General features: G+C 51.3%; 14 protein-coding genes and 1 tRNA gene. 7 read left to right on the forward strand and 8 right to left on the reverse strand.

Going from position 1 to position 12,478, the window contains the following annotated elements:
- The first annotated feature begins 50 nt into the window (after positions 1–50).
- Positions 51–140 (forward strand) — tRNA-Ser (locus ACIRQ6_RS07325).
- Positions 141–376: 236 nt separating this feature from the next.
- Here the strand turns inward: ACIRQ6_RS07325 and ACIRQ6_RS07330 are convergent.
- The 5 genes from ACIRQ6_RS07330 to ACIRQ6_RS07350 all read right to left on the reverse strand — a co-directional run bounded on the left by ACIRQ6_RS07330 (position 377) and on the right by ACIRQ6_RS07350 (position 4,721).
- The gene (locus ACIRQ6_RS07330) at positions 377–1,306 is read right to left on the reverse strand and encodes a hypothetical protein (protein ID WP_420863473.1); all 930 of its coding nucleotides are present in this window, start codon (positions 1,304–1,306) and stop codon (positions 377–379) included.
- A 10-nt stretch (positions 1,307–1,316) separates the two neighbouring features.
- Positions 1,317–2,297, reverse strand: a complete 981-nt coding sequence (locus ACIRQ6_RS07335) for a DGQHR domain-containing protein (protein WP_420863474.1) — start codon at positions 2,295–2,297, stop codon at positions 1,317–1,319.
- A gap of 210 nt (positions 2,298–2,507) precedes the next feature.
- Positions 2,508–3,140, reverse strand: coding sequence for a recombinase family protein (locus ACIRQ6_RS07340; protein WP_420863475.1), 633 nt, complete (start codon positions 3,138–3,140; stop codon positions 2,508–2,510).
- 103 nt (positions 3,141–3,243) lie between these two features.
- Positions 3,244–3,645: a hypothetical protein gene (locus tag ACIRQ6_RS07345; RefSeq protein ID WP_420863476.1), complete on the reverse strand. Its 402-nt coding sequence runs from the start codon at positions 3,643–3,645 to the stop codon at positions 3,244–3,246.
- A 56-nt stretch (positions 3,646–3,701) separates the two neighbouring features.
- Positions 3,702–4,721 (reverse strand): hypothetical protein, encoded by a 1,020-nt coding sequence (locus tag ACIRQ6_RS07350; protein ID WP_420863477.1) that lies wholly within the window; start codon positions 4,719–4,721, stop codon positions 3,702–3,704.
- Positions 4,722–5,074: 353 nt separating this feature from the next.
- Between ACIRQ6_RS07350 and ACIRQ6_RS07355 the strand changes: the two genes are divergently transcribed.
- The gene (locus ACIRQ6_RS07355) at positions 5,075–5,233 is read left to right on the forward strand and encodes a hypothetical protein (RefSeq protein WP_420863478.1); all 159 of its coding nucleotides are present in this window, start codon (positions 5,075–5,077) and stop codon (positions 5,231–5,233) included.
- Between the two features lie 293 nt (positions 5,234–5,526).
- Here the strand turns inward: ACIRQ6_RS07355 and ACIRQ6_RS07360 are convergent, their stop codons facing one another.
- From ACIRQ6_RS07360 to ACIRQ6_RS07370, 3 genes are all read right to left on the reverse strand, one after another.
- Positions 5,527–6,408 carry a heparin lyase I family protein gene (locus ACIRQ6_RS07360; protein ID WP_420863479.1) on the reverse strand — a complete coding sequence of 294 codons (882 nt, stop codon included), beginning with the start codon at positions 6,406–6,408 and terminating at the stop codon, positions 5,527–5,529.
- Positions 6,405–6,722, reverse strand: a complete 318-nt coding sequence (locus ACIRQ6_RS07365) for a hypothetical protein (RefSeq protein ID WP_420863480.1) — start codon at positions 6,720–6,722, stop codon at positions 6,405–6,407. Before ACIRQ6_RS07365 ends, ACIRQ6_RS07360 begins: the two co-directional genes overlap by 4 nt.
- A gap of 117 nt (positions 6,723–6,839) precedes the next feature.
- The gene (locus ACIRQ6_RS07370; protein WP_420863481.1) at positions 6,840–7,064 is read right to left on the reverse strand and encodes a helix-turn-helix domain-containing protein; all 225 of its coding nucleotides are present in this window, start codon (positions 7,062–7,064) and stop codon (positions 6,840–6,842) included.
- A 99-nt stretch (positions 7,065–7,163) separates the two neighbouring features.
- Between ACIRQ6_RS07370 and ACIRQ6_RS07375 the strand changes: the two genes are divergently transcribed.
- Genes ACIRQ6_RS07375 through ACIRQ6_RS07395 form a run of 5 tightly spaced genes read left to right on the forward strand, consistent with a single transcriptional unit; the run spans position 7,164 to position 12,477 of the window.
- Positions 7,164–7,604: a helix-turn-helix domain-containing protein gene (locus ACIRQ6_RS07375; protein WP_420863482.1), complete on the forward strand. Its 441-nt coding sequence runs from the start codon at positions 7,164–7,166 to the stop codon at positions 7,602–7,604.
- Entirely contained in the window at positions 7,604–10,351 is a 2,748-nt protein-coding gene (locus ACIRQ6_RS07380) for a class I SAM-dependent DNA methyltransferase (RefSeq protein ID WP_420863483.1), read from the forward strand. Before ACIRQ6_RS07375 ends, ACIRQ6_RS07380 begins: the two co-directional genes overlap by 1 nt.
- Entirely contained in the window at positions 10,344–11,024 is a 681-nt protein-coding gene (locus ACIRQ6_RS07385) for a hypothetical protein (protein ID WP_420863484.1), read from the forward strand. The genes ACIRQ6_RS07380 and ACIRQ6_RS07385 overlap by 8 nt, the downstream gene beginning before the upstream one ends.
- Positions 11,021–12,070, forward strand: a complete 1,050-nt coding sequence (locus ACIRQ6_RS07390) for an endonuclease NucS domain-containing protein (RefSeq protein WP_420863485.1) — start codon at positions 11,021–11,023, stop codon at positions 12,068–12,070. Before ACIRQ6_RS07385 ends, ACIRQ6_RS07390 begins: the two co-directional genes overlap by 4 nt.
- A complete protein-coding gene (locus ACIRQ6_RS07395; RefSeq protein WP_420863486.1) occupies positions 12,067–12,477 on the forward strand; it encodes a hypothetical protein in 411 nt (136 codons plus the stop codon). The genes ACIRQ6_RS07390 and ACIRQ6_RS07395 overlap by 4 nt, the downstream gene beginning before the upstream one ends.
- The last annotated feature ends 1 nt before the right edge of the window (position 12,478 follow it).

Here is a 12,478-nt window from a genome sequence, read left to right on the forward strand (position 1 = left end):
CGCGCAATCCCCTTGCGCCCCATGCAGGGTTTTTATAGACCCGCAGCAACGGACAGGTGGCCGAGTGGTCGAAGGCGCACGCCTGGAAAGTGTGTAGGCGGGAGACCGTCTCCAGGGTTCGAATCCCTGTCTGTCCGCCAAAACTCCTTTATTATTATGATTTATTGTTTAAGTTCAGTAACTTAAAGATTCGACGTTTAGCAGAATGTTTAGCAAAATGTTTAGCAGATCGGGTACTTACAGCCGTGTTAGTTCCACCCGAATGGGATTATGCCATGGTATCGATGACACCAACGATTCATCGCAGGGGATTGTCGGCGGCACAGGCTAGGAGCCTGTAAGTTATGTTGACCTTCATCCCAGCACCCCAAAGTCGTCACTTATAGATGTTTCGTATCCTCACATAATCACGTGTGAGGTGCCTGCTTACCTGATTGACGGGGGTGGCACTTGCATCGACAATTTGAATTACTAGCTGGATAAATTGCATCGCGGCATTCGTAAACCTTACCAGTTCGGTGTTGCCAATGATGTCTTGGTAGCGTCCATCTAAGACTGATTTTACCATATCTTCTGGGGAAGTTGCCGTTGGGAAGTGCTTCGCCCCATATGGATACCAAGCTTGATGTGCGAACCTGTATTGTACCTGATTGCGGAAATGGGAAAGGAAGTTGCCCTTTGTATGAGACTGGTTGTCGGATAGGTTTGCGATGATGGCACTCAACAGCACGATTGTGTCATCACGTGATTGCTTCGGTGCCGCGACGGACGCGGTATTTGTTCTAAGTTCATCAATGAGACGAGTTAATGTGGCCCACGTGTCCTCATGAGAGTTCTTCAATGGTGCAAAGGCCAACGTCTGGAGATTACTAGAAACTGAAACCTCATAGAAACCTTTGGAGGGTGGCGTTTGGCCAACTGCGTTACAAGCCTGACGGAGTCTTGCGAGTTCCGCACCATCGATGTTGGAGCAAAGGCGTCCAAACAAACGTAAGAACGCATGTGCGCTGTAGAATGCGGCGTAGTAGGTCCTTACAACGAACCAAGCAGCGTTCTTTGGTGCCCGTGGGTCGGATGCTATTCCAGCGAGAGTCTCACATGTTGCTCTGCCAAATCTACTACAATCACCTGATACACCTGCTACCAGTTCATCAGCGTCGTAGGGGCGAAGTTGAAACAATGGTTGGGTCGAGTCAGGCGTATAGCGTTGAGAAGCAACGAATGCCTTGAAGTCGTTTGTTGTGGCCCCGTGAGGGCCGATCAAGTCTCTACGTACCTGTCGGATAAGTGCCGATGGAATCTCCATACTCGTGACCTCAGAGATGGAAGTCCGAGTCCAGACTTTCCTCAAGGTGTTTTACCAACGGCTTGTAAGCGTTCTTGGCTTCCTTGATTTTCGTAGGCTTGAACTTGTCCCCGACGGGGCTGAGGACTTCGGCGAAGTTGTCATAAGTGTACATGGACCCAAACCTATCCTTGGTCCTTCTTGCCACCATTGGGAAAAACCCACTAACAGCTTTGAAAACCGTCGGTTGGAAGAAATCACTCTCAAGCTTCTTGGGTGTAAACACCACGTCAAAGATTGCCTGATAATATGAAGTGAACACTCCATACACTTCTTCGTCAGACATCGACCCGAATAGCTTCACCAGCGGCCCAAGAGCCGAGTTGAATACTGTTCGAGTGACCTTTCCCTGAACCTTCTTTGCAGGTGATAGTCGTCCATATAAAACGGTCGCTGGGTCGTCCTTAAACCAATCAAACAGAACTCTCATTCTTGCTTCAGCATCATTCTCGTACTCAGCCATCTTTTTGATATCAAGGAGTAGTTCGGTGGGGACCCCCTTTTGTTTCGAATTGATATCAATGAACAGCCGTGACTCCTCACGCTTGTTAAGGTTGTCGTAGATTACAACAGGCACACGGAGCGTCTTCTTGGCCAATGAAAAGCCGTAGACTCGATGCTGACCATCCAAGATCAAGAACGCTTGCGGTATCGCTTTGAACGAAATGCTCTTTTTCTTAGAGTCATATATCAATTCGGCATCATCCTGAGAAGACAATACGATAGAGCTAGGAACTGTGCCAAGACCATTATCAATGTAGTCAGCAATGTCCTGTGCGCGTTTCTTATCCAATAGCCTTTGAAAGCCTTCGATGTTGTCCTCATCGCGACTGATGGCCACGCAAGTCTGTGCCAATACTTCGCTTGGTATCGTGGTCGTGTAAAACCTATGGTCGCCCTGTGTGATAAGGCTGACGGTGCCGTAACTTATTCTTTCGTAAACTTTTGTCATTGGCGGATACTTTCTTGGCGACTTGGTTCGGGCCATACGCTGAATGTTACAGCTATCCCGTGTCGGATGCCAATGATGTAGTGGGCATTTGCTGAATCAAATTTCCAGAAGGCTCGATTGTTACATGCAAGTGTTAATGCCAGCATCCAGTCTGCAATGTGGTTTGTGAAATTGTTGCGCAATGTCCAATCCGCAATGATACATCGAGATTTACAGTCCCCACCGTTCCATCGCCGCAGTCGCAGCAGCAGGTTCATCACGAATGCGGATCAGCGTTTGGCGTGACAAACCTGTTTGCTTGGATACCGTACTGGGGCCGTTGCCAAGACCCAGCAGACTCAGCGCCAACTCGAACGTAGCACGATCATAAGATGGTTTACGCCCACGGAACCGATCACCCTTCGCTTTGGCAAGATCGATACCAGCCCGCTGTGCAATCTTATTGGCCTCTGCTTGTGCTTGGGCGGTCGCCGCCAAGAATGCGATCATGGCATCACGCACGGCTTGCTGAACGGGGTCCGTAGTCGATCCGTCGAAGGTCATGTCGTTGATAACGGTCCTAATGATGACGCCCTGTCGAATGAAATGTCGAACAGAGTCCGTGACATCATCGTAGTTGCGCCCCAGTCGATCCAACCACCGCACCACCAGTGTGTCTCCAGATCGCAGCTTGTCATATAGCCTATGCCCTTCTGGGCGTTCCTGAAGTCGATGTTTCACGCCAGACACCCCATGATCGGCAACGACTTCATCAATCTTGAAGCCTGCTGCTTCGGCCTGTGTGACTTGGTGATCTAGTGTCTGATCTCGTGTTGAAACACGTGCATAAAAAATGGTTTTCAAAACATCCCCCGTGTGTACGTATGATTCATGTCCGTTTATATTGGCGTCCGTAGGCGGGGATCAACCTATACGGACAAGTTTCCGTGGGGATGTGTGGTGACCGCTACACCATACCTTTACGGACGCTCCTGACTGGTGTGGGTGCGTCTGACGTATATGCTTGCAGAAAAGCTGGAACATCTATCATCCGCTCTGTTCGTCGCCGCTCTCCTGTTAGTTGATGCATTCGTTCTGCTGCCAGCTTGTAGACCCGATTGATCTGGATAATGCGACCCGCAACGCCTGCACTGCCTTCTACCTCAGACCACGCTTCCTTTACAAAGGGCCACAGCCTCATCTCATAGATGAAATCCTTCAGCGTAAGGGGACCTTCGGCATTACTCCCCACCATCGGAAGCCTTCGCAGAAACTTGAGCAGGTCATCGTCACCAACACGTTCGAGGAATGCAAGGCCCTGTTCGATGTTATCTTGCTGATCTATGCCGCACTTGTTCAAAGCGTCCATATCGTCGTCCTCCATTGCAATGCACATGTATTTACCTTCGCTCAGCACACTGGCATCTAGGATTGCCTCTGTAAGGCACAAGCAGTGCAAGAGGTATCAGGTGGCCCTCGACATCCATCGTGGCAGCCTGTCATGCTGTACGTCTTTCTGGGGCGATGGTGCAGAGACGTTTGGCGACAGTATGCTCTTGGGTTAGCTCGGACTAGCAATGTCGGCCTGTGTGTCATTACACTCAGAAACAGCCTTAGATGCCTTTTATGATTGCGCCGCTTCACGTGATTTGTTTGTGCTGCGGTCACAGACGCTCTGATGTTGCGTCGTGGGCGATGGTAGCTGTCAAAGGCGTAGTCCCAGCCTTCGCAGTCACTCTTTTTAAGATGTGCAAGCCGATTGGGCGTGAAAGGTCGCCTTTGACCTGTGTGAACGCCGTGATAACTCAGTTCAGAACAAATCTCCTTGTGAGTGGGCGTCTTGCCACGGGCTTGGATTGTTAACTGTGATATGACCGAAAAAACTTGAGCCTTTCGTTCCTGAGCTAACCGTTTTTTCTTTTCTGATCCCTCAGCCGAATGGTGTGCGATACCATCGTACCCCATGCTGCCTCCATCTCGCATGAGTCTGGCTATTGCTTTTGCAACCTTGGCTAACTGCGCTTTGATCTGCTTCTCGATAGCGATGTGTGAGCCAAGCTTGATTACGTCGTTCAGACATAGGCCAGTTGTAGCGTCATAAATGCGGTGTCCCAAGCCCGTTAACTGGATCAGTTCGAACACATCAGCCCGACGAGCTAAGCGGTTAGCATTCGATACCAGCAAAATGGCATCAGGATGAAGTTCGAGTTGTTCAAGTGCTTTTCCCAAGCCTGTTACCATACGAATTTCGGCATCTGCCAGACCAGACATGACTTCTGAGATTTCGACAATCGTGGACTGAGGAATGCTAAACTCAGGATAGATCGACTTGATGGTTTCAAGCTGATCTAGGTAACTATTATCCGCTTGGGGTTCAGTACTGGCTCGTTGATATAGAATGATCTGACGTAAAGAAATCTTCTCCCTGATCGTCGTCGAACTCATAACCGCACCATGTGTAAAACCTTAACTATTAGATCATCCTCTATCAGGCGTTTGGCCTTGCTCGTCGTCACTTTTATCGCGACAACTACCATCCAAAATGACCACCACTAGAGTTGCCACTACCCAAACGACATTTACCCGTTGGTACGGATGCGAACCGATCAACACGTCATTCCTCTGTCAGGCAATGCAATCGCAATGCATCTGCGTCGAAGTATTTAGTGGCAAAAATTTCGAGGCTTTACCTATTTCTGAAAAACGTTGGTTAAGGCGCTGATATGAGGACAGAACTTTTACACTGGGTGCAGTGCATTTAGCCTTAAAAGCATAAATACCTAAAGGAGGATCAACTCATGTCAGATCGCAAACAGGTGACTATTCGGGCGGTAAGGAAGGTGACCTACGAGCGCCTCAGGGAGGTCAAAGAGGCGTCTCGTATCCCGTTGGGTGCTTTGTTGGATGAGGCGGTTGAACATTGGTGGAACGGCTTGCCAGAAGTCGAGGAAGCCTAGCGCCTATTCAGACTGATCCAAGTGGTCAGTGTTGAGGGCCGCGACGTCATAAATCATTTCTCATGATTAAATCGGTTGCTTGTCCTCTGTTCGTCCAGCATCGGTTGGATCACCACAAGCTCTTCGTGCATTGCGTTTCCTTTTCGTCACGAACTCTGAGTTGCCAGACCTTGCGATGATACATCAAGGTGATGTTGATGGGACGAATGCCAAGCTCCCGTCGGATCGCATTGCGTTGCAGCAGGCGTTCGTAGATGGCTTGACGTTCTGAAGATGACACGGGGTTGAAAGGCTCAGTCAACGGGCTGCAATCCCGCCTGTTCGATCATTCTGATATCCACCTCAGCCCGTTCACGTCCAATACGGAACTCATCATAGAAGGTGATCAAAGTGGGGCGAGATGTATTGGGTCGAACAGCATCCCACCGATCCGTGTGTCCGACGTAGATGCCCCTCCGATGATTGGGACCTGGGTAAAGCGCGGTGCTTGTCTCAAAGCTGATCGGGCCGCGATAGTCGCACCGCTGTTGGCCGTTGACCCAAATCCTCAGATACCCATCATTGCCAGTGCTGAAGTTGGTGTTCATCACGATATCGGTCCAACGCCCCCGTGCTTGGTCGATACTGAACAGACGACACACAATGCCATGGTTCCGTGCGCGACCCCATCCAAGCCCTTCATTGGCGTCACTCAGTTGAACCACGACATCATGACTGCGGTTGCCGTTCCGATACGCTTCACCCCGTCCGACCTGAACAAACATGATCGAGGGGGCTGCTGGCCCGCCCATCTTCCACTGCCCCAGAATGGTTCCAAAGGCGATCTCTTGGGGATAGGAAGCGATGTTCTGATTATAGAATGACCAGCCGTACCAGATGTCTTCACCGATACGTGCCTGCGTTCGTTGAGGGGACAACCGCACCTCACTGCGATACCCGTTCGAGGTACAGTCAGTGCCACCACAATCGCCATCACGGACCTCATAACGTTCACTCACAAGCCCAGCCCGAACAGGTTCGCTCTCGATAGAATACCGAAAGCCGTGGGCATGGGGCATCAGGTTGCGGAGGTAGCCGTTGGGCGCATCTGCGTTGCGTGAAACACCACCCGTGTCGGTCATGCAGGCCGAAAGCGTACATATGAGGATGGTCAGCAGGAAAGCTCTGCTCATCATTGGCCACACGTAATTCTGCTGGTGCGGCCATCAACGCGATATACGATTGTAACCAATGTGCTGCCCCCAAAGTCACGCCGACGTTCGTCCACGATTTCGACACTCTCCGCTGCGTCAAGAGCCTGAAGTTTGGAACGCAGTTCCCCGTAACCCACCTGCCCACGAGAAGACTCCAACATGCTAGAGATGCACGAGCGCACTTCTTTGCGGTCAGATGGGAAGGCCGTGGCATAGCCAAAATACCCACCGACAACGATGGCAACTAGCGAGATGAGGATCGTGGATGGGCTGGTTTGATTGGTGTTGGTCGTCAAGTCTGGTCTCCAAGTAAAAAATCCGATCCCGTCGTCCCTGATCTGATTAAGATGCGTTGACGGTTGAGACGATAGGCGGGACTTTGGCTATCCCCGCTCATGGCTATGTTGGCTTGCTCAGTCATCGGAGCAGCCACAGCGTTCTTGGGTGTGGTGCAGGCCATAGAGGTCATTTGGGGTGACCAGACCGCCTGTGGCATCCCACAGCGCACGTGCAACCCGCTTTGACGGGGCAACGGTCCCTTCTTTGACCCGTAGGATCGTGCTTGCACTGGTACCGCACTGCTTTGCTAGGTCATTCAGCGTCAGTTGGTTGGCTTCAAGATATTGCGTCAATGTCATTCGTCCCGTATTCCATTTTACGGAACGATTCGCAAATGATTTTACCCGATGATGATCGTTTGACTTTCCTCATGTTCCGCATTGTGGAATACAAAAAGGATGAGAAATGCATCTGCAAAATCGTTTGGCGAAATCCTGCAAGACGCCCGTGAATCCAAGGGCCTGTCTCTTGGTGAAGGTGCAAAGCTGCTTGGGGTTCCCAAAACCAGCCTTTGGCGTTGGGAAAACAATGAAACCAAAGTGGACGCCCAGCGTCTGGTGGACATTGCGGCGGCTTATGGTCTGTCGATCTCTGCGATGTTCGAGGGCCGCATCGTGGTAGCACCGACGCAGACCGACTTCGACCGCCTAGGAATTGTCGTCGAACATATTGAACGGATGATCCAGAATATCGGAACACGCCCAAAGCCTGAGGCTGTACGCACTGCTGTCGTTGAGGTGCTGCGCCTTGAGACCTCACGGGTGCTGGAAACATCAGGTAGTGCCTTCGATCCATCGCGTTACGATGCAATGGTCGGTGGTATCTTGGGTCAAACCTAATGAACGCAGTTGAGATCGAACAGGCCATCACCGATCTGGCCGAGCAAGCCTTTGATGCGACAGAGTTCCCATTCCACTTCTTGGAAGCCTTTGGCAACAAAGCCACCACCATCAAGAAGCTCCGTAACGGGGCGTCTAACAAATCCGACATCGGCGGCGTCCTTCAGGCCAACCACATCCACCTCAAGACTTGCGATGTGGGCCAAGTTCCAGACACCCTAAAAGCCCTAAGGGACAGCAAGGCGACGGAGACAAAGCGCAACAAGGTGCGTTTCCTGTTGGCCACAGATGGCGAGGTGTTTGAGGCTGAGGACCTGTCCACAGGTGAAACTGTCTCCTGCACCTACGAAGACTTCCCCAACCACTTCGTGTTCTTCTGGCCACTGGCGGGTCTCAGCAAGACCAAGCAGCTATCGGAGTCTGAGTTCGACGTACGGGCTACCCTGCGTCTGAACAAGCTCTACACCACGCTGCGGGCCGACAACCCTGAATGGGGAACACCTGAACGCAGTGCCGACATGAATCACTTCATGGCACGTCTTATCTTCCTGTTCTTCGCTGAAGATACCGATATCCTGAATGGCGAAGGGCTGTTCACTGATACCGTCGAGCAAATGGCGAATGCGGACGGGTCCAATACCCATGAGGTGATCAGCGAACTCTTCCGTGCCATGGACACGCCCATCAAGGACCGTGCAGCGGCAAACTTGCCCCGTTGGGCAGACGTGTTCCCCTATGTGAATGGTGGCCTCTTCTCTGGCCGTACCGACGTGCCTCGGTTCAGCCGCATCGCGCAACGCTACTTGACGCATATCGGCAACCTGAACTGGACCAAGATCAACCCCGACATTTTTGGATCGATGATCCAAGCCGTGGCGGACGAGGATGAACGCAGCGCCTTGGGGATGCACTACACCTCTGTGCCGAACATCCTGAAGGTACTGAACCCGCTGTTCCTTGATGACCTGCGGGATCATCTGGATCGTGCTGGTGACAACAAAGCCAAGCTGCTGAACCTGCGGAAGCGGATGTCAAACATCCGTGTGTTCGACCCCGCCTGTGGGTCGGGCAACTTCCTTGTCATCGCCTATAAACAGATGCGGGAGATCGAGTTCGAGATCAACAAACGGCGCGGTGAAGAGTTCGTCCGATCCGACATCCGCATTCAGAACTTCCGTGGCATCGAACTGCGGGATTTCTCCGCCGAGATCGCCCGTCTGGCGCTGATCATCGCGGAATACCAATGTGACGTGACCTATCGTGGGCAGAAGGATGCGCTGGCTGAGTTCCTCCCATTGGATCAAAAAAACTGGATAACTTGTGGCAACGCGCTGCGGTTGGATTGGTTGTCGGTGTGTCCGCCAACAGGAGCGAAGGTCAAAATCAAATCCGATGACTTGTTCGGAACACCGTTGGAACAAGCTGAGATCGACTTCGAGAATGAAGGTGGCGAGACATATATCTGTGGCAATCCTCCTTATCTGGGCAGTCGCGCTCAAGACAAGGAACAAAAGGAAGATATGAAGGCCCTTTTCGAGCCTGTTTCCTCCAATTGGAAAGTGCTTGATTATGTTGCGGGCTGGCTTCTGAAAGCAACTCAGTACGCTGACAGCGTGGATACTGCATACGCCTTCGTGACGACCAATTCAATTTGCCAAGGTCAGCAAGTAGTTGCCTTGTGGCCCTTATTAATTGGCGGAAATTCCGAGATATTTTTCGCGCACCGATCATTCAAATGGGCCAATAACGCCTCGCATAATGCTGGAGTAATTTGTGTTATTGTTGGCATTGGTCAGCCCTCTTCTAAGACCAAGGTCATTTACGATGATGATCATGTTCGGGTCGCGAAAGGGATTAATCCATATCTGGTAGATGGCCCTGTCCGATATATAGAAAGATCAGCAAAGCCGATTTCGCATTCTATCACTATGCAACGGGGCAACCATCTGACGGATGGTGGCCACCTTATATTATCCCCAGATGAAGTTCGAGGGCTACTGGCAAACAACCCTGAAGCAAAGGGCTTTGTTCGGCGACTTACAGGCGCTCAAGAGTTCATTCGTGGATTTGATCGGTTTTGCCTACTAATTGACGACAGTAAGCTTGATGCCGCTTTAGCAATACCTGATATCTCCCGAAGGATCGCGTTGGTGCGTGAATCGCGATTGCAAAGCAGCAAGGCCAATACCCGCGACGTTCTTTCCCTAACTCCACATAAGTTCGAACATTCAACAGGTTTGAAATCGAACACGGTCGTAATGATCCCCACGGTTTCGTCAGAGCGACGTGAATGGTTGCCAGTAAGCTATGAAACAAATGTTGTTGTGAATGCACCAAACTTTGCCCTGTATGACGCTGCACTTTGGAATTTTGCTATCTTATCATCCAGATGTCATGTGCATTGGATTGCCTCTGTTTGCGGTCGGTTGAAAACCGATTATCGGTATTCGAACTCATTGGGCTGGAACACATTTCCCGTCCCCAAGCTCACCGAAAAGAACAAGGCCGACCTCACCCGTTGTGCAGAGGACATCTTACTGGCCCGTGAGGCGCACTTCCCCGCCACCATCGCCGACCTCTACAAGCCTGACGCCATGCCCGACAATCTCCGTGCTGCACATGAAGCGAATGACACGGTGATCGAACGCATCTACATGGGCCGCCGCTTCAAGAATGACACCGAACGGCTGGAGAAGCTCTTTGAGATGTACACCAAGATGACAACGCAGGTGCCGACAGATGCTTGAATTGTTATCTGAATATGGCAACGCGCTGATCGGCCTTGCGGGTGTGATAATCGGCGGTTTTATCGTTGCCGTTCGTGACGGGATGGCAGTGAGGGCAGAGCGGAAGCGCGACGGTTCATATTCGGCCATCAGGCTGATCTGCATTCTTGATGAATACGCCCACAAATGCAGCGATGTTGCAGGTGATGATGGGTACGCAGAAGGTAGACCTGCGCGGCGGACAGAAGGCGGGGAAGACTATTGCGAGGCACAGGTCATTGCGCCCGAACCTCTGGACTACCCTAACGACATCTCTTGGCGTAGCCTAGACGAAACGTTGATGCATCGCATCCTTGCCCTTCCAAACAAAGCCAGAAGCACGAACCGATATGTGTCGGCCTCCGCAGAGAACGCTTTTCCACCTGAATTTGAAGAGTTCTTTGAGCCAAGGCAGGAGGGGTATGCAAAGCTAGGTCTTGAGGCCCTACTACTCATCGATGATCTACGACAGCGCCATGGTGTGTCAGCGCGAAGCCGAACAGACCTTGGTGAAGGTTGGGATTTGAAAGAGTATCTGCAAATGCGCCTTGATCAGTTTGCTAAGCGAGATGCAGACCGCCGTGCACGAAGAGATGCGATGCCTTCACCGTTCTCGCTTTCTGATGAAACCGATACGGAGGCACCGACTCAATGACGCGGCTATTTCAGATTAACGGGGCCACGCTGACGCCAGCAAAGCGTAAGCCTTTGGACCTTGAGACCAAGATCGAAGCATGGGTGGCCGATGATCTGACCTTGATCGGTGTTGATGGGATCGTCATTGGTAGACAGATCACAACTGATCATGGCAAGTTCATCGATTTGTTGGCAATGGATGAGGATGGCAATCTTGTCATCGTTGAACTGAAGCGTGACCGCAGTCCACGGGATATCGTTGCTCAGGTTTTGGACTATGCGTCATGGATACGGCGGCTTAGCACGGGCGATGTTCATGCCTTGGCATTGTCACTCGATCTGTCACTGGCAAAAGCCTACCGAGACAAGTTTGGTACCAGCCTCCCCCAAACACTGAATGCGTCCCATCAGATGGTCGTCGTTGCCAGTGAAGTCGATGAGGGGACAAAACGGATCATTGAGTACCTTTCCGAAGAACATAACGTTGGTATCAATGCGGCGTTCTTCAACGTCTTTGATGCGGATGGACGAGAATGGTTAACGACTGACGCCCTGCTTGACCAAGAAGAGGTCAAGGATCGCGCAGTCAAGAAGGCTCAGGCCCCGTGGTCAGGCTACTACTACGTCACTGGCGGTGCTGAAGAAGATCGTCCGTGGGAAGATATGCGTCAGCATGGCTTCTTCACTGCGAGTGGAAAACAGTTCTTCACAAAGCGTCTGGACCAATTGTCGGTGGGGGATAAGGTCTTCTACTACCAAAAGAAGAACGGTTATCTTGGATATGGAATTGTCACATCGGAAAAAGTCGCAGCGTCTGATCATGTGCTGGCAGATGGGACACCTCTGATCGGGGCTGTGCCAAAGGCTTATCTAACCGACAATGCGGATGATCCAGACAACTGTGCCTATGTGGTCGGGATAGATTGGCAGAACACCGTCGCAATCACAGATGCCCGCACCTTCAGTGGCATTTTTTCCAACCAGAACGTCGTCTGTAAGATACGGCACCCAGAGACTGTGGACTACTTGAAGGAACAGTTCGGTGTGAGAGAGGGGCAAGAATGACCGCGTTCGTACCCGTCGTCTATGCTAAGCTTAATTCACGGCAAAAAGAGAACTACAATTTCCATCTAGTTGCAGCCCGCTTGGCTCAGTACGGCTACAACTCCATGCGTGTCACAGATGACTGGCAGGGCGCGGATTTCATTGCCTGCCATATTGATGGTGATCGGTTCATGAAGGTCCAACTAAAGGGCCGCCTTACGCTGGATCAGAAGTACGAAGGCAAAGACATACATATCGCGTTTCGACATGGCGATCAGTGTTATGTCTATCCACATGATGAGATGGTCAAGCAGGTGGAGAAGCTGGGGACTATCAGTTCATCCGCTTCATGGTCAGAACATCGATCATATTCATGGCCGCAGCCTCCAGCGTGGGCGAAGAATATTTTAGAAGAATATAAGGTGTAAT

The organism is Algirhabdus cladophorae (genome assembly GCF_044772865.1).
Lineage (GTDB): Bacteria > Pseudomonadota > Alphaproteobacteria > Rhodobacterales > Rhodobacteraceae > Algirhabdus > Algirhabdus cladophorae.

Bases quoted from the DNA above. Each gene is read 5' to 3' on its own strand.
- ACIRQ6_RS07395 (WP_420863486.1), top strand. From the start codon at position 12,067: ATGACCGCGTTCGTACCCGTCGTCTATGCTAAGCTTAATTCACGGCAA.
- ACIRQ6_RS07370 (WP_420863481.1), bottom strand. From the start codon at position 7,064: ATGACATTGACGCAATATCTTGAAGCCAACCAACTGACGCTGAATGAC.
- ACIRQ6_RS07350 (WP_420863477.1), bottom strand. From the start codon at position 4,721: ATGAGTTCGACGACGATCAGGGAGAAGATTTCTTTACGTCAGATCATT.
- ACIRQ6_RS07380 (WP_420863483.1), top strand. From the start codon at position 7,604: ATGAACGCAGTTGAGATCGAACAGGCCATCACCGATCTGGCCGAGCAA.
- ACIRQ6_RS07355 (WP_420863478.1), top strand. From the start codon at position 5,075: ATGTCAGATCGCAAACAGGTGACTATTCGGGCGGTAAGGAAGGTGACC.
- ACIRQ6_RS07360 (WP_420863479.1), bottom strand. From the start codon at position 6,408: ATGATGAGCAGAGCTTTCCTGCTGACCATCCTCATATGTACGCTTTCG.
- ACIRQ6_RS07390 (WP_420863485.1), top strand. From the start codon at position 11,021: ATGACGCGGCTATTTCAGATTAACGGGGCCACGCTGACGCCAGCAAAG.
- ACIRQ6_RS07375 (WP_420863482.1), top strand. From the start codon at position 7,164: ATGAGAAATGCATCTGCAAAATCGTTTGGCGAAATCCTGCAAGACGCC.
- ACIRQ6_RS07345 (WP_420863476.1), bottom strand. From the start codon at position 3,645: ATGGACGCTTTGAACAAGTGCGGCATAGATCAGCAAGATAACATCGAA.
- ACIRQ6_RS07330 (WP_420863473.1), bottom strand. From the start codon at position 1,306: ATGGAGATTCCATCGGCACTTATCCGACAGGTACGTAGAGACTTGATC.
- ACIRQ6_RS07385 (WP_420863484.1), top strand. From the start codon at position 10,344: ATGCTTGAATTGTTATCTGAATATGGCAACGCGCTGATCGGCCTTGCG.
- ACIRQ6_RS07335 (WP_420863474.1), bottom strand. From the start codon at position 2,297: ATGACAAAAGTTTACGAAAGAATAAGTTACGGCACCGTCAGCCTTATC.